At 65.4% G+C, this 20,953-nt stretch carries 19 protein-coding genes; 7 read left to right on the top strand and 12 right to left on the bottom strand.

The features are described 5' to 3' along the window. Positions 1–522: 522 nt before the first annotated feature. Positions 523–1,506 (top strand): L-histidine N(alpha)-methyltransferase, encoded by a 984-nt coding sequence (gene egtD, locus OKW28_RS08375; RefSeq protein WP_018423989.1) that lies wholly within the window; start codon positions 523–525, stop codon positions 1,504–1,506. A gap of 103 nt (positions 1,507–1,609) precedes the next feature. On the opposite strand, the gene OKW28_RS08380 is transcribed toward egtD, so the two are convergent. Next, positions 1,610–1,903: an acylphosphatase gene (locus tag OKW28_RS08380; RefSeq protein ID WP_187617609.1), complete on the bottom strand. Its 294-nt coding sequence runs from the start codon at positions 1,901–1,903 to the stop codon at positions 1,610–1,612. A gap of 138 nt (positions 1,904–2,041) precedes the next feature. Here OKW28_RS08380 and hpnA point away from each other — a divergent pair, with 138 nt between their 5' ends. Both hpnA and OKW28_RS08390 read left to right on the top strand, forming a co-directional pair. Then, a complete protein-coding gene (gene hpnA / locus OKW28_RS08385) occupies positions 2,042–3,052 on the top strand; it encodes a hopanoid-associated sugar epimerase (RefSeq protein ID WP_429444711.1) in 1,011 nt (336 codons plus the stop codon). A gap of 122 nt (positions 3,053–3,174) precedes the next feature. Then, entirely contained in the window at positions 3,175–3,741 is a 567-nt protein-coding gene (locus tag OKW28_RS08390) for a hypothetical protein (protein ID WP_429444713.1), read from the top strand. A 90-nt stretch (positions 3,742–3,831) separates the two neighbouring features. Here OKW28_RS08390 and OKW28_RS08395 read toward each other — a convergent pair whose 3' ends face one another. Then, positions 3,832–5,004 (bottom strand): glycosyltransferase, encoded by a 1,173-nt coding sequence (locus OKW28_RS08395; RefSeq protein WP_429444715.1) that lies wholly within the window; start codon positions 5,002–5,004, stop codon positions 3,832–3,834. Next, positions 5,004–5,870, bottom strand: a complete 867-nt coding sequence (gene hpnC, locus OKW28_RS08400) for a squalene synthase HpnC (protein ID WP_429444717.1) — start codon at positions 5,868–5,870, stop codon at positions 5,004–5,006. The genes OKW28_RS08395 and hpnC overlap by 1 nt, the downstream gene beginning before the upstream one ends. A gap of 376 nt (positions 5,871–6,246) precedes the next feature. On the opposite strand from hpnC, the gene ispH reads away from it, so the two are divergent. Together ispH and hpnH are read left to right on the top strand one after the other, a co-directional pair. Continuing rightward, complete coding sequence (gene ispH, locus OKW28_RS08405) at positions 6,247–7,191, top strand: 4-hydroxy-3-methylbut-2-enyl diphosphate reductase (protein ID WP_429444718.1); 945 nt, start codon at positions 6,247–6,249, stop codon at positions 7,189–7,191. 10 nt (positions 7,192–7,201) lie between these two features. Further along, a complete protein-coding gene (hpnH, locus tag OKW28_RS08410) occupies positions 7,202–8,356 on the top strand; it encodes an adenosyl-hopene transferase HpnH (RefSeq protein WP_429444720.1) in 1,155 nt (384 codons plus the stop codon). Between the two features lie 142 nt (positions 8,357–8,498). On the opposite strand, the gene OKW28_RS08415 is transcribed toward hpnH, so the two are convergent. Then, positions 8,499–9,101, bottom strand: coding sequence for an MlaC/ttg2D family ABC transporter substrate-binding protein (locus OKW28_RS08415; protein WP_429444722.1), 603 nt, complete (start codon positions 9,099–9,101; stop codon positions 8,499–8,501). Positions 9,102–9,312: 211 nt separating this feature from the next. Here OKW28_RS08415 and OKW28_RS08420 point away from each other — a divergent pair, with 211 nt between their 5' ends. Together OKW28_RS08420 and OKW28_RS08425 are read left to right on the top strand one after the other, a co-directional pair. Next, on the top strand, positions 9,313–11,928 hold the full coding sequence (locus OKW28_RS08420) for an MMPL family transporter (protein ID WP_429444724.1): 2,616 nt from the start codon (positions 9,313–9,315) through the stop codon (positions 11,926–11,928). A 2-nt stretch (positions 11,929–11,930) separates the two neighbouring features. Further along, positions 11,931–12,950, top strand: a complete 1,020-nt coding sequence (locus tag OKW28_RS08425; protein ID WP_429444726.1) for an MlaA family lipoprotein — start codon at positions 11,931–11,933, stop codon at positions 12,948–12,950. 127 nt (positions 12,951–13,077) lie between these two features. On the opposite strand, the gene OKW28_RS08430 is transcribed toward OKW28_RS08425, so the two are convergent. The 8 genes from OKW28_RS08430 to OKW28_RS08465 form a co-directional block, all read right to left on the bottom strand. Then, a complete protein-coding gene (locus OKW28_RS08430) occupies positions 13,078–13,563 on the bottom strand; it encodes an acyl-CoA thioesterase (RefSeq protein WP_429444728.1) in 486 nt (161 codons plus the stop codon). A gap of 259 nt (positions 13,564–13,822) precedes the next feature. Beyond that, a complete protein-coding gene (locus OKW28_RS08435; protein WP_429444730.1) occupies positions 13,823–14,581 on the bottom strand; it encodes a phosphorylase in 759 nt (252 codons plus the stop codon). A 3-nt stretch (positions 14,582–14,584) separates the two neighbouring features. After that, positions 14,585–16,663, bottom strand: coding sequence for a squalene--hopene cyclase (shc, locus tag OKW28_RS08440; RefSeq protein ID WP_429444732.1), 2,079 nt, complete (start codon positions 16,661–16,663; stop codon positions 14,585–14,587). Further along, complete coding sequence (gene hpnE, locus OKW28_RS08445; protein ID WP_429444734.1) at positions 16,660–17,928, bottom strand: hydroxysqualene dehydroxylase HpnE; 1,269 nt, start codon at positions 17,926–17,928, stop codon at positions 16,660–16,662. Before hpnE ends, shc begins: the two co-directional genes overlap by 4 nt. A gap of 4 nt (positions 17,929–17,932) precedes the next feature. Next, positions 17,933–18,781 (bottom strand): presqualene diphosphate synthase HpnD, encoded by an 849-nt coding sequence (gene hpnD / locus OKW28_RS08450; RefSeq protein ID WP_429444736.1) that lies wholly within the window; start codon positions 18,779–18,781, stop codon positions 17,933–17,935. 238 nt (positions 18,782–19,019) lie between these two features. Next, the gene (locus tag OKW28_RS08455; RefSeq protein WP_429444738.1) at positions 19,020–19,970 is read right to left on the bottom strand and encodes a sensor domain-containing diguanylate cyclase; all 951 of its coding nucleotides are present in this window, start codon (positions 19,968–19,970) and stop codon (positions 19,020–19,022) included. Further along, positions 19,967–20,590, bottom strand: coding sequence for a chemotaxis protein CheC (locus tag OKW28_RS08460; RefSeq protein ID WP_184031036.1), 624 nt, complete (start codon positions 20,588–20,590; stop codon positions 19,967–19,969). The genes OKW28_RS08455 and OKW28_RS08460 overlap by 4 nt, the downstream gene beginning before the upstream one ends. Then, positions 20,583–20,948, bottom strand: a complete 366-nt coding sequence (locus tag OKW28_RS08465; RefSeq protein ID WP_429444740.1) for a response regulator — start codon at positions 20,946–20,948, stop codon at positions 20,583–20,585. Before OKW28_RS08465 ends, OKW28_RS08460 begins: the two co-directional genes overlap by 8 nt. Positions 20,949–20,953 lie beyond the last annotated feature (5 nt).

Below are 20,953 nucleotides of genomic sequence, written 5' to 3' on the forward strand. Positions count from 1 at the left end.
GCGCGCGACGCAGGCTCGCGGCGTTCGTTGTCGTCATGAATATGATGTCTCGTGAGCAGGCGGCCACGCGGGCAAAGCGGCAGACGCTGCGTTGTTGTTCTGAAGCGGCGGTGCAAAACCGTAGGAAAACGGGCATTCTAGACGGGTTATTCGCCAACGGGCTTGCGCTTTTTCGTCAGTCGGCTGCAATTGGTCGTGCGCGTCGCGCGTCGATGCACTAGAACATAACTTCGTGCGCCGCGGCCGGCGAAGCCATTTCCGGCTCGTCCTCGCCTCGCGCGAATCTTGCTACCGAAGAATTTGCACGCTGTGGCCGCACCGCGCGACAACGACGTCCACAGCGGCACGCAACGAGCAGCACTCACGAGCCGGGTCGGCGAATGCAGCTTCGAGCGCAGTCTGTCAGGCCGCCACGAATTACCGCCCGCGCATCTCGCCCACGGCATGCCTCAACTGCGTTTCATCGCGCATGTCACCGTCCGGCAGCAATCCCGCTCATCGAATGTGACTACTGGAGCCAGCATGACCCAGCCAGCCCTATCGCTCAGCAACTCGCCTTCCGAACTGCGTCGCGCCTTCGCCGCCGACGTGTACGCCGGCCTCACCCATACGCCGCAGAAAGAGCTGCCGTCGAAGTATCTGTACGACGAGGTCGGTTCCGCACTTTTTGAAGTGATTACCGTATTGCCCGAATATGGCGTCACGCGCGCCGAAGAACGTCTGCTCGCGAAGCACGCGGCCGACATCGTCGAGCATTTGCCGCATGACGTCACGGTCGCCGAACTCGGCAGCGGCAGCGGCCGTAAAACGCGGCGCATTCTCGAGGCGCTGTGTAAAAAACGCCCTACTTCCTACTGCCCGATTGAAATTTCGCGCAGTGCGTTGCAGTTGTGCCGGCGCGAACTCGGTGACATCGAGCGGATTTCGATCGTCGGTTATGAGCGCGACTATCTGGCCGGTCTCGCCGAAGTGAGCCGGCAGCGCGCGCCCGGCGACCGTTTGCTCGTGCTGTTTCTCGGCAGCACGATCGGCAACTTCGGCAGGCTCGCGGCAACGCGTTTTCTGCGCGAGATCCGCAACATGCTCGCGCCCGGCGACGCGCTGCTGCTCGGCACCGATCTGATCAAACCCACGCCGGTGCTGGTCGCAGCCTACGACGACGCGATCGGCGTAACCGCATCGTTCAATCTGAACCTGCTCGCGCGCATCAACCGCGAACTCGACGGCGACTTTCCGCTCGATGAATTCGAGCACGTGGCGCGCTTCAATCCGGACGCGCGCAGCATCGAGATGCATCTGCGCGCGAAGCGCGATATCACCGCTCACGTGCGCGCCGCAAAGCTGACGGTGTCGCTGAAGGAAGGCGAGACGATCTGGACCGAAAGCAGCCACAAGTATCGCGCGGAAGAATTGCCCGCGATCGTCGATGGCGCCGGCTTCGTGTGCAGCCATCAATGGATCGAGGATGAGTGGGGATTCGCGGAGAGTTTGTTGGTGGCCCGGTAAGCGCCGACCACGCGGCAAATAACGGCCGATAAAGGCATAAACGAAAAAGCGGCGCGCCCTCCTCTGGACGGTCCGCCGCTTTTTTAACTCGCGCAGCTCGAGCTCAATGCTGCTCGAAGCGCTCGTAACGCCTGTCCGTCGCGCGCTCCTCGCCGCTCACTTCGGTCACGCGCGCCGCCGGCGGTCCGTGACGCAGCCACGACAACATCCGGTCGATCTGATTGGCCGGTCCCTGCAACATCGCCTCGACCGAACCGTCGTCGAGATTCGCGACCCATCCCTTGATGCCGAGCGCGTGCGCCTGGCGCACCGTCGCAAGCCGAAAGCCAACGCCCTGCACGGTGCCGCGCACCCGCGCGTAATACGTTTCGATCCGCTCATCCAGATCCGGGGCCATGCCGCTACCTCCCTTTAATGCCTGACAGTCTTTCAAGCCGGCATTCTAGTCGCGTCGCGGCGAGCGCGCTCGGCAACGCCCATCCTTTGCGCGCGCCACGTACAATCCGTCGACCGTCACGCAGGAAATGAAAACAGAATGACCGAACAGAATCGCGATCTCGTGCTCGTGACCGGCGCGTCCGGCTTCGTCGGCTCGTCGGTGGCGCGCATCGCGCAGAGCAAGGGCTTTCGCGTACGCGTGCTGGTGCGCGCGACGAGTCCGCGCAAGAACGTCGAATCGCTCGACGCGGAAATCGTCGTCGGCGACATGCGCGACGAAGCATCGATGCGCAACGCGCTGCGCGGTGTGCGCTATCTGTTGCACGTGGCCGCCGATTATCGGCTGTGGGCGCCGGACCCCGGCGAGATCGAGCGCGCGAATCTCGAAGGCAGCGAGGCGACGATGCGCGCGGCGTTGAAGGAAGGCGTGGAACGCATCGTGTATACGAGCAGCGTCGCCACGCTGAAGGTGACGAGCTCCGGCCAGTCCGCCGACGAAACCTCGCCGCTTCGCGCCGACCAGGCGATCGGCGTCTACAAGCGCAGCAAGGTGCTCGCCGAGCGCGCGGTCGAGCGCATGATCGCCGAGGACGGTCTGCCCGCGGTGATCGTCAATCCATCGACGCCGATCGGCCCGCGCGACGTGAAACCGACGCCCACCGGGCGCATCATTCTGGAGGCGGCGCTCGGCAAGATTCCCGCATTCGTCGATACGGGGCTGAACCTCGTGCACGTCGACGACGTCGCCGCCGGTCATTTCCTTGCGCTCGAACGCGGCAAGATCGGCGAGCGCTATATTCTGGGCGGCGAAAATCTGCCGTTGCAGCAGATGCTCGCCGATATCGCGGCGTTGACCGGCCGCAAGGCACCGACACTGAGCCTGCCGCGCTGGCCGTTGTATCCGCTCGCGATGGGCGCGGAAGCCGTTGCCAAGTTCACGAAGCGCGAGCCTTTCGTCACCCTCGACGGACTGAAGATGTCGAAGAACAAGATGTATTTCACGTCGGCGAAGGCGGAACAGGAGCTGGGGTATCGGGCGCGGCCTTATCGCGAGGGGCTCGCCGATGCGCTCGAATGGTTCCGGCAGGCGGGGTATCTGAAGCGGTGATCAAGGGATAAGTGAAGGGCTGAACAGCGGCCGTAAGCATTTTGTTACAAGTCCCGCGCCGGCGACGGGTCCAAGCCTGCGCGCAGCAGGTAAAATTGCGGGTCCTACCTGAGAAACCTCGCATGAATCTTCACGAACAGCTCGGCGCGCTGGAAATGGGCGTCGATCAGCTCATTCAGGCTGTCGTGCCCACGCAGGCCGAGAACACTCCCGAGACAAGCGCTGACGCTGCGGCATCGCCCGCGGCGGTGGAGCATGCCGCGCACGAAGCAGCGGCGCAAGCGGCAGCGGAACAGCCCGCGAGCACCGAAGCAAACGCAGAAACGAACGCCGAAGCGATCGATAAGCCGGCCGCCCCGCAATTCCAGCCGACGCTCGAAATCAACCGCCCCGCGCGCGACGAAATCACGATGACGATCGGCGAGCAGACCGTCGCGCTACGCCCGGACCAGATCAGCCGGCTGATCGAGGAACTGTCGAACGCACGAGCGTCGATGACGCCGGAGCAGCCGCAAGGCATCCCACCGGGCTGGCAATTCGTCTCGACGAAGAATCCGATGATGGCCGTGCAAAAGCAGTCGAACGGCGACCGCTTGCTCGTGATGCGCCACACCGGCCACGGCTGGGTGCCGTTCACGTTCTCGCCGGACATCGTGATCCAGATGTACATGATGCTGACGAACGCATGATGAAACGCGCTACGTAGAAAAAGCGGCCTGGAGCCGCTTTTTTTACGTCTGCCTTCTGCATCCGACGAGTGCTTCGGCCATCGCCAGACATCAGCGCTCCTGCACTGGTGCCTGCACGCGCGCCTTCCACTGCCCACCCTTGCCACGCCAGTAGCGCACCGCCGATGCGAACGTCGCGCCGACATAGAACAGCGCCACGAGCGGCAGAAACGGCGCCCACAGAGGTGAGCGCCGGTAGTAGACGAGCATCGGCGCATAGGCGCAGCACATTGCCGCCCACGCGATCCAGGCCGGCCAGCCGAGCGGCCCGAGGATCAATGCCGCGACCGGCGGCAACAGATAGATGATCGCCATGCCGACGAGCGTGCCCGCGAGCAGTAGCGGCGAGTAGCGCAGCTGCGTGAACGCGGTGCGCGCGATCATGTTCCAGATGTCGCGCCAGCTATCGTAGGGACGCAGCGACACGCTCTTCGCCGCCACATCGAGCCGGATCGGATGACGGCCGGTGCCACGATGCTTGATGCGCGCGGCAAGACTGCAGTCGTCGATCAGCTCGGCGCGAATCGACTCGATGCCGCCCGCTTCCTCGAGCGCCGCGCGGCGCACCAGCATGCAGCCGCCCGCCGCGGCCGCGGTGCGGTTGCGTGGATTGTTGACCCACGCGAACGGATACAGCTTCGCGAAGAAGAACACGAAGGCCGGAATCAGCGCCTTTTCCCAGAACGAATCGCAGCGCAGCCGGACCATCAGCGAGACGAGGTCGCGCTTTTCGGCATCCGCGCGCGCGACGAGCTGCGTCAACGCCTCGGCGGGATGGCCGATGTCGGCATCGGTCAGCAACAGGAATTCGGCCGGCAGATCGAGCGTGCGCACCGCCTCGATGCCCTGCGACTGCGCCCACATCTTGCCGGACCAGCCTGGGGGCAATGGCTTCGCGCTCAGCACGGTGAGGCGCTCCGGACATTGCAGCCGCAGCGCTGCGGCACGCGCGGCGTCGGCGGTGCCGTCGGTGCTGTGATCGTCGACGACGATCACGTGGAACGCGCCTGCATAGTCCTGCTTGAGCAGCGACGTGACCGCCTCGGCGATCACGTCGACTTCATTGCGCGCCGGTACGACGGCCGCAACGGCCGGCCATGCGTCGCGCGCCGCGATGGCCAGCGGCGCGGCGGGGCGCGCGCGCCAGAAGCCGCCACGCGCGAACAGCAGCACGCACCAGATCAGCAGGGAAACACACGAAAGAACGAACAGGACCGCCGCCATTAAGCATTACCCTCGATTGAGCGCGCCGCCATGCCGACGCGTCTGGATAGTCGCATTTTCAGGGTGCGCGCCGCCACCACGCACCAGTCGAACAGATTGAGGACCGGGCGCGCACGGAACACATCGTAATCCGCGCGCTCGGTGCGCTCGAGAAACCGAAAGCCTGCATGCACCGCGCCGCACAGCTCGATGCCGAGCCGCCCCGGCATGCGCAGCGCGAGCGGTGCGCCGCGGACCAGCGTGGCGCGCACGAACGCGATTTCATACGCCATCAGCGCGCGCCACGCATCGTCGACGACACCATCGGCAATCTGCGCCTCGGTCACGCCGAAGCGGCGCAAATCGGCTTGCGGCAGGTACACGTGCTGTCGTTGCCAGTCGGCGGCGACGTCGAGCCAGAAGCTGATCAGCTGCGACGCCGTGCAGATCGCGTCGGCGTCGGCAAGATTGCGCGGCGTCGCCGCGCCGACCAGATGCAGCAGCAGATGCCCGACCGGATGCGCCGAGCGGCGGCAATAGTCGACGAGCGTGGCGCGATCCGCATAGCGATTCGTATCGATGTCCTGCGCGCAGCCGTCGAGCAGATCGTAGAACGGTTCGAGCGGCAGCTCGTATTGCGCGATCACGCCAGCGAGCTTGCCGAACAACAGCGCATGCACGGGCGCGGCGCGCCGTTGCGCGATCGCGTCGAGCCCGGCGCGGAAATCGGTCAGCCGGGCATGCCGCTCGGCGGCGCTCCGCTGGCCTTCTGCGGAGATATCGGCCGCAGTGCGCACGACCTGATAGATAATACCGACAGGCGCGCGTAGGGCCTTAGGCAGCAACACGCTCGCGATCGGAAAGTTTTCGTGCTGATCGACGTCCATCCAGCGAGCCTCGAAACCATTCTGTAATACAGCGCGATGTCCGCGCGGCAAGGATCGGTAGTTTAAGGGTTCCGTCGTGACGGTGCAGTGTGCGGTCATGGTCGGGCGCGTTACGAGGCCATCCCGCGCTGACTCCTTACATCGTTGTAACGCTCGCCGCCCCGGTCGTCCGCACGGCCCAGCGGCTGCGGCAAGCGGCCAACACACGGGCCACAGCAAAAAGCAAAGTGGCCCCGATAGCGTTAGAATGCGCGTTTGGTTTTGCTGTACCGGCCGGTCGCCGGGGCTCAAGACGTCAACTAATCAAGATGAGCGCGGCGATAAAGTCAGTTTCACGACTTCTTCGAAACCCGCGTTAGTCGGAGTTCGCCAACTTATGCGAGTCATCCTTGCTCAGCCCCGCGGCTTTTGTGCGGGCGTTGTCCGCGCAATCGAAATCGTCGATCGTGCGTTACAGCAACACGGCGCGCCCGTGTATGTCCGCCATGAGATTGTCCATAACCGTCACGTGGTCGACAATCTGCGCCAGAAGGGCGCGCGTTTCGTCGAGGAACTCGATGAAGTGCCGCAAGGTGCCGTCGCGATATTTAGCGCGCATGGTGTTGCGCAAACCGTCGAACGTGATGCCGAAGCGCGCGGCCTCGACGTGCTCGACGCAACCTGCCCGCTCGTGACCAAGGTGCACGTACAGGGTCGTCAGTACGTGGCCGCCGGCCGCACGCTGATCCTGATCGGCCACGCCGGCCATCCCGAAGTGGAAGGCACGATCGGCCAGATCCCCGGCACGGTGCTGCTCGTGCAGAGCGAGGCAGAAGTCGCGAAACTCGAGTTGCCGGTCGATGCACCGCTCGCCTACGTGACGCAAACCACGTTGTCAGTCGACGACACGCGCGGCATCATCGACGCGCTGCTGCGCCGCTTTACCGACATGGTCGGTCCCGACACGCGCGACATCTGCTATGCAACGCAGAACCGCCAGGCAGCGGTGCGCGAATTGAGCAAAGAGGTCGATGTACTGCTGGTGGTCGGCGCGACCAACAGCTCGAACTCGAACCGGCTGCGCGAAATCGGCAGCGAGAGCGGCGTGGCGAGCTACCTCGTCGCCGACGGCTCCGAAGTGAAGCCGGAATGGTTCGCCAACGTGCACACGGTCGGCATCACGGCCGGCGCGTCGGCACCCGAAGAAATGGTCGAAAACGTAATCGATGCGCTACGCGCATGGGGGCCCGTCGATGTCACGACGATGGCGGGCCGTGAAGAAAAAGTCGAATTCAAGTTGCCATCGAAACTGATGCAACCACTCGCTGCACGCGAAGTTTAAGGAGGACGCCTTGTCTATTCCGCTGCTACAGAAAGTCCGCGTCGGCGCATACATCATGCGCCAGCATCTCTCCGGCAACAAACGCTATCCGCTCGCCCTGATGCTGGAGCCGCTGTTTCGCTGCAATCTCGCCTGCAATGGCTGCGGCAAGATCGACTATCCGGACCCGATCCTGAATCAGCGTCTGTCGCTGGAAGAATGCCTGCAGGCCGTCGACGAATGCGGCGCGCCGGTCGTGTCGATCGCGGGTGGCGAGCCGCTGCTGCACAAGGAAATGCCGCAGATCGTCAAGGGCATCATGGCGCGCAAGAAGTTCGTGTACCTGTGCACGAACGCGCTGCTGATGGAAAAGAAGATGGACGACTACGAGCCGAATCCGTACTTCGTGTGGTCGGTTCACCTCGACGGCGACAAGGAATCGCACGATCACTCGGTGTCGCAGGAAGGTGTGTACGAGAAGGCCGTCGCCGCGATCCGCGAAGCGAAGCGCCGCGGCTTCCGCGTGAACATCAACTGCACGCTGTTCAACGACGCGCAGCCGGAACGTGTGGCGAAGTTCTTCGACACGCTGGGCCCGATGGGCGTCGACGGCATAACGGTGTCGCCGGGTTATGCGTATGAGCGCGCGCCGGACCAGCAGCACTTTCTGAACCGCGACAAGACCAAGCAGCTGTTCCGCGAAATCTTCAAGCGCGGCAACAATGGCAAGAACTGGTCGTTCAGCCAGTCGGCGATGTTCCTCGACTTCCTCGCGGGCAACCAGACCTACGAATGCACGCCGTGGGGCAACCCGGCGCGTACCGTGTTCGGCTGGCAAAAACCGTGCTATCTGGTCGGCGAAGGCTACGTGAAGACCTTCAAGGAACTGATGGAAACCACGGACTGGGACAAGTACGGCACCGGCAACTACGAGAAGTGCGCGGACTGCATGGTCCACTGCGGTTTCGAAGCGACGGCCGTGATGGACACGGTTGCGCATCCGCTGAAGGCGCTGAAGGTCAGCATGCGCGGCCCGAAAACCACGGGCGCGTTCGCGCAGGACATTCCGCTCGACAAGCAGCGTCCCGCCGAGTACGTGTTCTCGCGTCACGTCGAGATCAAGCTCGAAGAAATCACGCGCGCCGGCAAGGGCAAGAAGGTGGAGACCGCGACGGCCGCGCACTGAGGCGTTCGACAGGAGAGCGGCCGCGCGCCGCCCCTGTATTGCGCCTGATCGTTAGCGCCAGCAACTCGAAAAAAAGCGCGGTGGCCAATCAAGGCAACCGCGCTTTTCTTTTACCAATTGAAACTTCTGTCGACCGACCCGCTTACGCGCCGCGCGCATTATGCGCGGTCAGGAATTTGATCAGCCCGTCGATGCCGCCTTTGGCGATCTGGTCGGCGAACTGCGTCTGATACACCTGGATCAGCCACGCGCCCATCATGTTGATGTCGTAGATCTTCCAGCCCGACGGCCCCTTGGTGAGCCGGTAGTCGATCGCGTCATCGCCGCCGTTGCTGATCACGTGCGATTGCACGACGATGTCGGTCGCGCCGCCTTGCACGCTGACCGGCGCAAACTGGAACTTCACGTCCTGGTCGCGCAGTTGCGACAGCGATGCGGCATAGGTACGCGTGAGCAGCAGCGTAAACTGCTCGTACAGTTGCTTCTGCTGCTCCGGCGTCGCGGTCGCCCACGGCTTGCCTACCGCGATACGTGTGGTGCGCTGAAAGTCGGTGGCGGGCAGGAAGTGCGTCTGGACGACCTGGGTGATCTGCGCCATGTCGCCGCCGCGCGCCTGCGGGTCAGCCTTCATTGCGCTCACCGTGCCCTGGACTGCACTTTTTACCACCGCGTCGGGTGCGCTCTGCGCAAACGCCGCCGTGGATACCACGGCCGCAGCCAGAAAAGCAGTCAGATATCGTTTCATACGCTTGTCATGACTCGAAAGAAGTAGCGCCGACGGGCCGCAGCCCCGCGGCTAAAGAGAGGTACACCAGTATAGCGGGGATTACGTTCCCATCCGGACGAAGCCGTCAGGAGCCGTACTTGCTACCGAAGTCGGGCTTGCCTGCCCGGGCTCTGTATACTTATGCACCTTCGTCAAAAACAACACCCGTGATAAGGCCACGTCCGCCTACATGCTGAAGTCATCTATCGTCCGTCTCGTCGCGTATTCGGTGCGTCATCCGCTGAGGATCATCGCGCTGTCGATCGTGCTCGCTGTCCTGAGCGGCATATACGTCGCGCATAACTTCAAGATCAACACGGACATCAGCCGTCTCATCGAGACCGACAAGCAATGGGCGGCAGTCCAGAACGCGCTCGACGCTGCCTTCCCCGACCGTGGCGACACCGTGCTGGTGGTGGTCGAGGCGCGCGCGCCCGAATTCGCCGACGCCGCCGCCAACGCGCTGACCGCCGCGCTCAGAGCCGATCCGAAGGAGTTCACGTCGGTCTCGCAGCCCGCCGGCGGCCCGTTCTTCGAACACAACGGCCTGCTGTTTCCGTCCACCGACGAGGTGATGTCCACCACCTCGCAACTCGTGCAGTCGCGCCCGCTCGTCAATCAACTTGCGCATGATCCGAGCCTGACCGGTCTCGCCGGCACGCTGACTACGACCCTGTTGCTGCCGCTGCAACTCGGCCAGGTCAAACTCCCTGACATGAGCCGGCTGCTTGCGCAAAGCGCGAACACGCTCGATCGCGTGCTGGCCGGCCAGCCCGCCGCGCTATCGTGGCGCGCACTCGTCGATAAAAGCGCCGCCACCGATCCGGCGCGCTCGTTTGTCGTCGTGCAGCCGGTCGTCAACTACGATGCATTGGAGCCGGGCGCGAGCGCGTCGAGGGCGATTCGCGCAACCGCGGTCTCGCTGCATCTCCAGGAGCGCTACGGTGCGACGATCCGCCTGACCGGCGAGCAGCCACTCGCCGACGAGGAGTTCGCGTCAGTGCAGGACGGTGCGGTGCTGAACGGCATCGGCACTTTCATCGTCGTCCTGATCATTCTGTGGCTCGCGTTGCGCTCGGGCCGCATGATCGCGGCCGTGTTCATCACGCTGTTCGTCGGCCTCGCGATCACGGCCGCGCTCGGCCTGTTGATGGTCGGCGCGCTCAACATGATTTCGGTCGCGTTCATGGTGCTGTTCGTCGGGCTCGGCGTCGATTTCGGCGTGCAGTTCGGCGTCAAGTATCGCGAGGAGCGCAACCGCGACGACCGGCTGTCGGCCGCGCTGATGCACACTGCGCACAGCATCGGCGTGCCGCTCACGCTCGCGGCCGTGGCAGTCGCGCTGAGCTTCTTCTCGTTCCTGCCGACCGCTTATCGCGGCGTGTCGGAGCTTGGCCAGATCGCGGGCGTCGGCATGTTCGTCGCGTACCTCACCAACATGACCTTGCTGCCAGCGCTGCTGAAGCTCTTCAATCCGCCGGGCGAAGTCGCCTCGCCCGGTTTCAAGCAGCTCGAGCCCGTCGACGACTTCCTCGACCGTCATCGCAAGCCGGTGTTGATCGGCACGCTGCTCGTCGTGATCGGCGCGACACCGCTGCTCACGCACCTGCGTTTCGACTTCAATCCGCTGCATCTGAAGGACCCGCACACCGAGTCGATGGCAACGTTGCTGTCGCTGAAGGATTCGCCCGAAGCCGCGGTGAACAACGTGCAGGCGCTGGCGCCGTCGCTTGTCGACGCCGACGCGATGGCCGAGCGACTGCGCAAGCTGCCGGAAGTGGGCCGCGTCAACACGCTGAGCACCTTCGTGCCGGCCGACCAGCAGCAGAAGATGATGCTGATCGCGAGCGCCGCGCAACAGCTGCTGCCGGCGCTGCAACAGCAGCCCGCGCCGCAAGCCACCGACGAGTTGCGCGTCGCCGCATTGAAGCGCGCGGCGAATCAGTTGTCGCTCGCGGCCGAGGACCATCCGGGCCCGGGCGCGGCGGATGCGCAGCACCTGTCCGCGACCTTGCAAAAGCTCGCCGCCGCCGACGCCGCCACGCGCGACCGCGCCGAAGTCGCGATGTCCGACACGCTGCGCATCGCGTTGAAGCAGCTTGAGAACCTTCTGCAGCCGAGCGAAATAACCCAGCAGACCCTGCCGCCAGGCATCACCGCGATGTGGATCGGCAAGGGCGGTCATGCGCTCGTCGATATCGCGCCGAAGGTGCCGCCCGGCGTCGATCCAAACGACGACCAGATGCTCGCGCGCTTCGCGCACGCGGTGAAGAGGGCGGAGCCCGGCGCGATCGGCGGACCGATCTCGATCCTGCATTCGGCCAACACGATCATCAAGGCGTTCCTGCAGGCGGCCGTCTATGCGCTGCTGTCGATCGCCGTGCTGCTGTGGATCGCACTGCGCCGGGTCGGCGACGTGCTGCGCACGCTGGTGCCGCTGCTGGTGTCCGCGATCGTCACGCTCGAACTGTGCGTGGTATTCGGCATGCCGCTGAACTTCGCGAACATCATCGCGCTGCCGCTGATGCTCGGCGTCGGCGTCGCGTTCAAGATCTACTTCGTGATGGCGTGGCGCCACGGCCAGACCGGCCTGTTGCAGTCGAGCCTCACGCATGCGGTGCTGTTCAGCGCCGCCACAACGGCCACCGCGTTTGGTAGCCTGTGGCTGTCGCACCATCCGGGCACGTCCAGCATGGGGAGGCTGCTCGTGCTTTCGCTGTTCTGCACGCTGATCGGCGCGGTGGTTTTCCAGCCGGTGCTGATGGGCAAGCCGCGTCAACGTCGCGGGAAGCAAAAAGGAATATAAGCATGAAGCTGCGTAACACCGCGCTGGCGCTCACCGCCGCGGGTCTCATTTCCGGCTGCGCGACCGCTCCGGACCGCAAGCCGGGCGATCCGTTCGAGCCGGTGAACCGGGTGATCTTCAATTTCAACGACGGAGTCGATCGCTATATCGCGGTGCCGGTCGCGAAGGGCTACCAGAAAGTGACGCCGCAGCCGCTGCGCACCGCCGTCAGCAATTTCTTCTCGAACCTCGGCGACCTCACCAACGCCGCAAACGCGCTGCTGCAACTGAAGATCACCGATGCGACCGAAGACATCATGCGCTTCGCGTTCAACTCGGTGTTTGGGATTGGCGGCCTGCTCGACTGGGCGACGCCGGCCGGTCTGCCCAAGCATCATCAGGACTTTGGTCTGACGCTCGGGCATTGGGGCATTCCGTCGGGTCCGTATCTGGTGCTGCCGCTGTTCGGGCCGAGCTCGGTGCGCGACAGCATGGGGCTCGTCGTCGATGTGAAGTTCAATCCGCTGAACTATATCGAACCCGCAACCCGCAATCCGCTATACGTGCTGCAGTTCGTGAGCACACGTTCGGATCTGCTCGGCGCGACCAGCCTTCTGGAGCAGGCCGCGCTCGACAAGTACTCGTTCGTGCGTGATGCCTTTGTGCAGCAGCGCCTCGCGCGGCTGCGCGGCACGAGCAATAACCCTCCGCCGCTGCCGAACTACGACGATCACGGCGATACGGGCCCGGCTGCTGCCCCTGCGGCAGGTGCGCCGGCGGGCGGCCTGCCGAATTACTCCGATCCGGGCGATGTGGGCGAGACGCCCAATGGCGCTTCGGGAGCAGGCGGCGCGGCCAAGGGCGCGCCCGGCGCGCTGCCGAATTACAACGATCCGGGTGAGTCCTCGCCGGCGCCCAATGGGGCTTCCGGTGGAGCGACCAACGCGCCCAGCGGGGATCTGCCGAACTACACCGATCCGGGTGACAGTGGCGCGGGCGGTACGCCAGCCGTGCCTGCTGAGCCGGCGTCGGCCCCGCAATAACGCTTTAGGGGATCTGGGCACGTCGATCCAGCGCTCCAAGGCACAGTGGGCGCCCTCGATGGGTGCCCCGCGTGGAAGTACAGCCAAACGTCGCCCGCCCAAGCCCGCGGGCATCGCTGCAACCCGCTCAGTGCAGGCTCTCGACGTCGCTGCGCGCCGCGCCCCGATCTTCCTCGACCGCCGCGACTGGTGCCGTTTGCGGCACTGGCTTGGAGTTCGCGCGATAGTGAGCGAACTGCTCGTCCGCATAACGGATACGCGTGCGGCCATGTGGCACCGGATCGCCGTTTTCGTCGAGATTGACGAATACCATTTTCTCGACCGTCAGAATGCTCTTGCGTGTGATTTTGTTGCGCACTTCGCAGCGCAGCGTGATCGACGTGCGGCCGAAATGCGTGGCGGTCATGCCCAGTTCGATGATGTCGCCCTGGCGTGCCGAACTGACGAAGTTAATCTCTGACATGAACTTGGTCACGACGCGCTGATTGTCCAGCTGAGAGATCGCGTAGATCGCGGCTTCTTCGTCGATCCAGCGTAGCAGGCTGCCGCCGAACAATGTCCCGTTGGGATTCAGGTCTTCGGGCTTGACCCATTTTCTCGTGTGGAAATTCATTTGGCACTCCGTGTCTGAGGCTCCCGGGAGGGCGCGTCGTGCGCCGGGACCTAAGGGTTAACACTAGCATTGTACCAAAAGTAGGGGTTTTCCCTAATATTTCAAAATTGCGTAATTAATCGTGCTGATAGTCTTGGGGTCCCACGATGGACCACCGCTAGTGGTCAACCGCTTCGGGCGATGTCTCGGAGGCACGTCCGCTAGCGACTTGCTGCCGGCCCCAGACGCAGTCGGGATGGCTAACCGCCATCCCCGTCGCTCAACTGCTGACGCCCGCGATCCGCAGCGCGCCGCCCTTCCCCAAGGCCTCCCGCGCCTCGACCAGCGTAGTCCGCGCGGCGCGCGCATCGCCGGCGAGGCGCAGCAGCGCGCCGAGTTGCGACGGCTGCCGCAGCAATTCGCGCAGAATTGGCCCGAGGGCGGTGCTGCCGTCGTCGCGCAAACCAGCGGTCGCGGCCGGCGGCAGCGTGCGCCAGGCCGGATCGACGATCGCGCGACACACGGCGAACGGCAGACCGTGCGCGGCAGCGGTCGCGCCAGCGATGTGCGATTCCATATCCACCGCGAGCGCGCCGGTCGATTCGTGCAGCGCGCGTTTGTCTTCGGCGGTGATCAGCGGCGCGGCGACCGAAGCCATCGCGCCACGGCGCAGACGTCCCGCGAGCCCTTCGGCCGTCCTGACGTTGGTCACGGCGGCGGCAATCCGCTCCGCCCATTGCCGATCCGTGTCGATACGCCCGAACGGCCCATGCAATGCATCCGCGACGATCAGCGCGCCCGGTTGCAGATCCGGCGCGAGCCCACCCGCCGTGCCGAAACTGACGATCCCCGCCGCGCCGCGAGCGACCGCGGCGTTCAGCGCACGCTCGAGCAGATCGGCGCGCGCCGCGTACACGACTTCGACGCGCACGCTGCCGTCGCCGCGCGCGATGCGCGCCTCGAACGCCATGCCCGTCACGACGATCACCGGCAAGCCGCTATCGCCCGTCCCCACGGACGGCGTCATCGACACGGACATCCGTCACATCCCGACCGTGACGCGCGTGAGCCCATTGCGCTTCAGATGACGGAAGCGCGCGAGCGCCCACAGCGGGAAGAACTTGCGATAGCCGTGGTAGCGCAGATAAAACACGCGCGGAAAGCCGGTCGCGGTAAACCGGGTTTCGTCCCACAGCCCATGCTCGCGCTGCTCACGCTGCAGATAGTCGATACCGCGCGCCACCGCCTCCTGATCGACCTCCCCCGCCGCCATCAGTCCGAGCAGCGCCCAGGCTGTCTGCGACGCGGTGCTCGGCGCACGCTCGTAGCCGCGATAGTCGAGCTTGTAGCTCTCGCCGCCCTCGCCCCAACCGCCGTCGTCGTTCTGGATCGACACGAGCCATTGCACCGCGCGCCGCATGCTCGGGTCGTCGTGTGACATGCCGGCCGCGTTGAGCGAGCACAGCGCGGTCCATGTGCCGTAGATGTAGTTCAGGCCCCAGCGGCCATACCAGCTGCCGTCCGACTCCTGCTCCTGCAGCATGTAGTCGAACGCGCGCCGCGCCGGCTCGCTGCTTTGCGGCAGCTCGCCGATCTGCGCGAACATCGACAGACAGCGGCCCGACACGTCCGCGGTCGGCGGATCGAGCAGCGCGCCGTGGTCCGAGAACGGAATGTTGTTCAGGTAGTACTGCGTGTTTTCCGGTTCGAACGCGCCCCAGCCGCCGTCGCTGCTTTGCATGCCGACCACCCATTCGCGCGCGCGGGCAATTGCTTCGCGATCCACATCGGATTGCGTGAGCGCCGCCGAGCGATGCATCGCCATCGCGACCACCGCGGTATCGTCGACATCCGGGAAATGCGCGTTGTTGTACTGGAACGCCCAGCCGCCCGGCCGCACGTTGGGGCGGCGCGAAATCCAGTCGCCGCGCACGTCGAGGATCTGCAGCGGACGCAGCCACGCGAGCCCGCGTTCGGCCGCCTGTTCGGCGCGCGCTTCGCCGGTTTCGAGCAAAGCGTGCGCGGCGAGCGACGTATCCCACACCGGCGACAGACAAGGCTGGCAATAGGCTTCGTCGTCCTTGATGACGAGCAGCTTGTCGAGAGATTTGCGAGCGATCGCGCGATGCGGATGATCGGCCGGATAGCCGAGCACGTCGTACATCATCACCGAGTTGACCATCGCCGGGAAAATCGCGCCGAGGCCGTCCTCGCCGTTCAGCCGTTCGTCGACGAACGCGACCGCCGCGCGGATCGCGCGCTCGCGGGTCGCCTTCGGCAACAGGCCATCGACCGCGCGCAGCACCGAATCGACACAACGGAACAGGCCGAACCAGCCCGCGTGCTGATGCGGTGCGCGCTCGTTCATGCCGGTGTTCACCGGCGCGCCGCGGAACAGCTCGTCGATGCGCACTTTGCGCGGATTACGCGCGAGCGGCCGCTTCGCGTTGAGCACCAGCAGCGGCACGATCACCGTGCGCGCCCAGTACGACACCTTCGACAGATGGAACGGGAACCACACCGGCAGCAGCATGATCTCGACCGGCATCATCGGCACCGCGCGCCACGACACCACGCCAAAGAGGGCGAGCAGGATTCGCGTGAACACGTTCGCGTGTTCCGCGCCTCCGTGCGCGAGGATCGCGTCGCGCGCGCGCACCATGTGCTCGGCATCGACCGGGTCGCCGATCATCTTCAGCGCGAAGTACGCCTTCACGCTCGCGCTGATGTCGAGCGCGCCGTCGGTGAAGAGCGGCCAGCCGCCGTTCGGCAACTGGATGCGGCGCAGATAACGCGCGATCTTCTGTTCGAGTTCGAGGTTCGGCGTTTCGCCGAGATAGTGGACCAGCAACACGTATTCGGCCGGAATCGTCGCGTCGGCTTCGAGTTCGTAGACCCAATGGCCGTCCGGCTGCTGCGCGGCCAGGATCGCATCGGTCGCGCGCGTGATCGATGCGTCGAGCGCGCTCGCGCCCTGCACGGGCACCGGCGTTGCGGTTGCCAATGCGTCCGCCACGGCGGGCGCGTTGGCAACCACGGCAGCTTCGGCCAGGTTCGGCGCCGCATCGGCGGCTTCGGGCAGCGCCGCGTCGAGCGGCTGGGTGTGAGATAAGTCGTTCATCTGCGTTCCATCGGTTGATTCAGCAGCGTATCCGCGGCCTTCTGGCCGGAGCGGATCGCGCCTTCGAGCATCGCGGGCAGGCCGGTGGCCGTCCAGTCGCCCGCGAGCAGCAAATTGTTCCAGCGAGTGCGCGTGCCCGCCCGCAATGTCTCCTGCGCGGGCAGCGCTGCAAACGTCGCGCGCGATTCCATCACCACCTGCCAGCGCGGCAGCGGCGCGACCGGCAGATTGACCGCCTGCGCGACCTCGGCCCAGACGGCCGCTGCCAGCGCGTCATGCGGCGTGTCGAAGAGCCGCTCGGCGCCGTTGAGCGTCACCGACAGTCTGTCGTCGAACGCAAACAACCATTCGGCCGTTCCGTTCAGCAGCGCGGTGATCTGCGGCAGGCCGAACGGCGGCTCGACCGCGAAATGCACGTTAAGCGCGGCCGCGAAACGCGTCGGCGCGCGCAGGCCCGGCACGAGAGCCACCGCGGCTTCGGGCGGCAGCGCGAGAATCACCGCCTCGTTCGCGCCGAGCGCGATGCTCTCATCGTCGAAATGCAGCGCCTGCACACGGGCCGGGTCGGCCGCGAACGTGATGTCGCGCAGACGCGAACCGAGCCGGATCGTCGCGCCGCCATGTTGCAGCAGACGCAGCGCCGGATCGACGAACGCGCTGCCAAGACCATTACGCGCGACCAGCGGCCGGCACGCGAGCCCGCCCGCGAGCAGCGTTTCGCGCACGAGCGCGCCGGTCAGTTCGGCCGACGCGTCGCGCGGCTCCAGATTCAGCAGCACATGCAGCAGCGGCCGCAGCAGCCGTTCCCACAGCGGACCGTCACAGCGCATCGTCTGCGCGACGCTGCGGCCCGGTTTCGCAAACAGCAGCGGCACGAGCGACAGGTAATCGGTCGGGCCCGTGTTCGGCACGCGCGCGTGCGCATCGAAAATCCACCACGGCAAACTCCCCGGCGACAGACGCACGCTCCAGCGCGAACGCGTGGCCAGATCGACGAACGGATACTCGGGCTGCGCGGGGCCGACCAGTTCGTCGGCGGCGCCGATCGCGCGCACGTAGTTGAGCGTCGCGGCATTGGCCGACAGCACGATGTGATTGCCGCTGTCGAGCGTCGCACCAAGCTTCGCGTCGTAGTACGAACGGCAGCGGCCGCCCGCGTGATCCTGCGCTTCGTGCAGCACGACCCGCGCGCCGCGCCGCTGCAGTTGCACGGCGGCGGCGAGCCCGGCCACGCCCGCGCCGACCACGTGGACGAGCTTCGGCATCAGTTCAGAAAAGCGCGTAACGCGCGACGATCCACAGCAGGCGCAGCTTCGGCTTGCGGACCTTCGTGCGCGGAACGTCGAAGCCGCGCTCCAGCGTGCGCTCGAGCAGCACGCGATAGACGCCCGACATGATGCGCGGCGCGCGCACCTGAGCGCGCGGCTCGCGATCCATGATCGCGTCGGACTCGGCGAAGTGCTGCTTCGCGCGCTCGGCGAGCGTCGCGCAGACGCGCGGCAGCGTCGGATCGTCAGCGATCTGCCGCGGGTCCGTGGCCGCGATGCCTTCGCGCGCGAGCAGCTCGCGCGGTAGATAGCAGCGGTTGATGACGGCGTCTTCGTCGATATCGCGCAGGATGTTGGTGAGCTGCAGCGCGCGGCCGAGATGGTGCGCGAGCAGCCGGCCCGGCTCGTCACGCATCCCGAATATCCTCACCGACAGACGGCCGGCCGCGCTCGCGACGCGGTCGCAATAGAGGTCGAGCGTGGCGTCGTAGGGCGCGCAGATGTCGGCGGCGGCATCCATCGCCATGCCGTCGATCATTGCGTGAAAATCCTCGCGTTGCAGATGAAACGTGTGAATGTGCCGCGTCAGCGCGCGCAGCGACGCGCGCGGCTGGCCGGCGTAGCAAGCGTCGATCTCGGCGCGCCATTGCTCGAGCCCTGCCGCGCGCTCGGCGCGCGGCAGGTCGCTGTCGGCGATGTCGTCGACGGCGCGGCAGAAGGCGTAGACCTGGTACATCGCATCGCGCTGCGCCGCCGGCAAGATGCGCATCGCAAGATAAAACGAGCTGCCGGACGTGGCGGCAGCGGCGTCGATTTCAGTATCGTCCACGACAAGATTGGAAACAGCCAAGACGATCTCCGCTGGAGGCGCCCGCTGAAAGGCGTTCAAAGAGGTTTTTATGCCAACCCGCAGGGCCGTGGGCCCGCGCGCGCGGACACGCGCGAAACATCCGGCTGGGCGGCCGGAAACGGCGAAAAGTATAGCAATCTTTGCCGGTGACCGCAGTTTCGCCGGTCAATAGGGGGACGGAAAGGAAGGCCGCCGGGCGCGGCGCGGCGGCCTCGACCGCGCCGCCCCCGCTAGCGAATCAGGCTCCCGCGAGCCGGAACGCGACCGCGCAGTTGCGGCCCTGACGCTTTGCGCTATAGAGCGCCGCGTCGGCCTCGTTGATCAGCACGTCGTAGGCGGGCACGCCGGCGCGCGCCGTCGCGCCGCCGAGGCTCGCCGTGACCGGCACGCTGGTGCCAATCAGCTCGACCGGCGTTTCCTCGATCACGCGACGGATCTTCTCCGCCACCAGCATCGCGTCGTCGAGCGGCGTGCACGGCAGCAGCAGCGCGAACTCTTCGCCGCCGAAGCGCCCGAACGTGTCCTGTGCGCGCACCACGCCGGCGACGCGCTGCGCCATCACACGCAGCACCGTATCGCCGACGCCATGACCGAACTGGTCGTTGATCTTCTTGAAGTGATCGAGGTCGAACAGCAACATCGACATGTCGCCGCCGTAGCGCTGCCAGCGCGTGAACTCGTCGCGCAGCCGCGTTTCGAAAAAGCGCCGGTTCGCGATGCCGGTCAGTCCGTCGCGATTCGCGTACTCCTGCAGCTTCGCAACTGCCTCCTCGCGTTCGCGCTGCACGATGCTCACATGCGTCACGTCGGAGATCGTCACGCACACGGCCACCACTTCACGACCGCGCATCAGCGGCATGAACGTGCAGTCCTGCTGCATGAAGTCGACCCCACCGGTGATCGGCCGGTCGTGATCGAACTTGAACAGATACGGGCGCTGCTCCCACGAGCTGAACGCAAAGCTGCCGAGCTGAAACACGCTCTCGATCTTGCGCGACAGCCACACGCGCGGCAGCTCCGGAAAGTTCTGGTAGATCGAGTGGCCGACCACCTGCTCCGCCGACAGGCCGCTATGGTCCTGCATGAAACGATTCCACATCAGCACGTTCAGTTCACGGTCGAGCACGAAGATGCCAAAACCGACCCGCTCGACCACGAGGTCGCTCAACGAATCCACGGAGACGTTCATATACTGGACAGCAGCGCATCGAGCGCTTCATTCATGTGACGGATTGATTCTTCGGCCATCAGCATCACCAGATGCGCGCGAAAACTCTGATGTTCGAGCGCGAAATTCACTTCGACGAGCAGCGCCACCTGCCATTGCAGCACGCCGGGCTGGAACACTTCGTCGAGCGTCAGCGTGTCGCCGAGCATGCCCGGCGCGGAAAACACCGGCGTGCGGCCGAGCTGGTCGAGTATCGACGACACGCACGCGCCGGACAGCAGGTTCGCGACGTCGAGCATCAGTTCGCGCTCGCCGACCTCCTCGTAGCTCGAACGCGCGTACGGGTCGCGGACGAGCGAACACAGCTGCGCGATGCTGTCGCTGCGACAGATCACCAGCACCTCGCCCTTGATGTCCGAGCGAAAGCCCTGACGCACCGCGCTGACCGTGTCGTCGATATGGGTCATCTCGCGCAGCGTGCGCGCCGCGTCGCTCACCGCGACCATCCGCACGCGCGGCACCGACAGTTCGATGAACGAATCGAGCAGGCCCGCGAGCCGCGTCGCGGCCCGGCCCATCGCGAGATTGGCGATTTCCTGTAGCGCGTCGCGCTGGTCTTCGGTGAAGGCGGGCTCAGACATACAAGCCGTACTCCTTGAGGATGGGCAGGACCGCCTCCGGCGTCACCGGCTTGGCGATGAACGCGATCGCGCCGAGCTCGCGCACGCGCTGCTGGGCGAGTGGCTGCACGTCGGCGGAAACGACGATCACGAAGGTGTTGAGGTCCTCGTGCTGCAACGCTTCGAGGACCTGGTAGCCGGTCATGTCCGGCATCGTCAGGTCGAGGAACATCACCGATGCCTTGCCCTCGCGATATAGCGTGAGCGCCTCGTGCCCGTCCGTCGCGTAGGACACGTCGACTGCCCAGTCGGGCGGCAGTGCCTTCGTGAGCAACTTGCGGGCGAGCAGCGAATCGTCGGCGATCACAATGGGGAGCATGGCAA

It is taken from the genome of Paraburkholderia sp. 40 (genome assembly GCF_050434105.1).
Lineage (GTDB): Bacteria > Pseudomonadota > Gammaproteobacteria > Burkholderiales > Burkholderiaceae > Paraburkholderia > Paraburkholderia tuberum.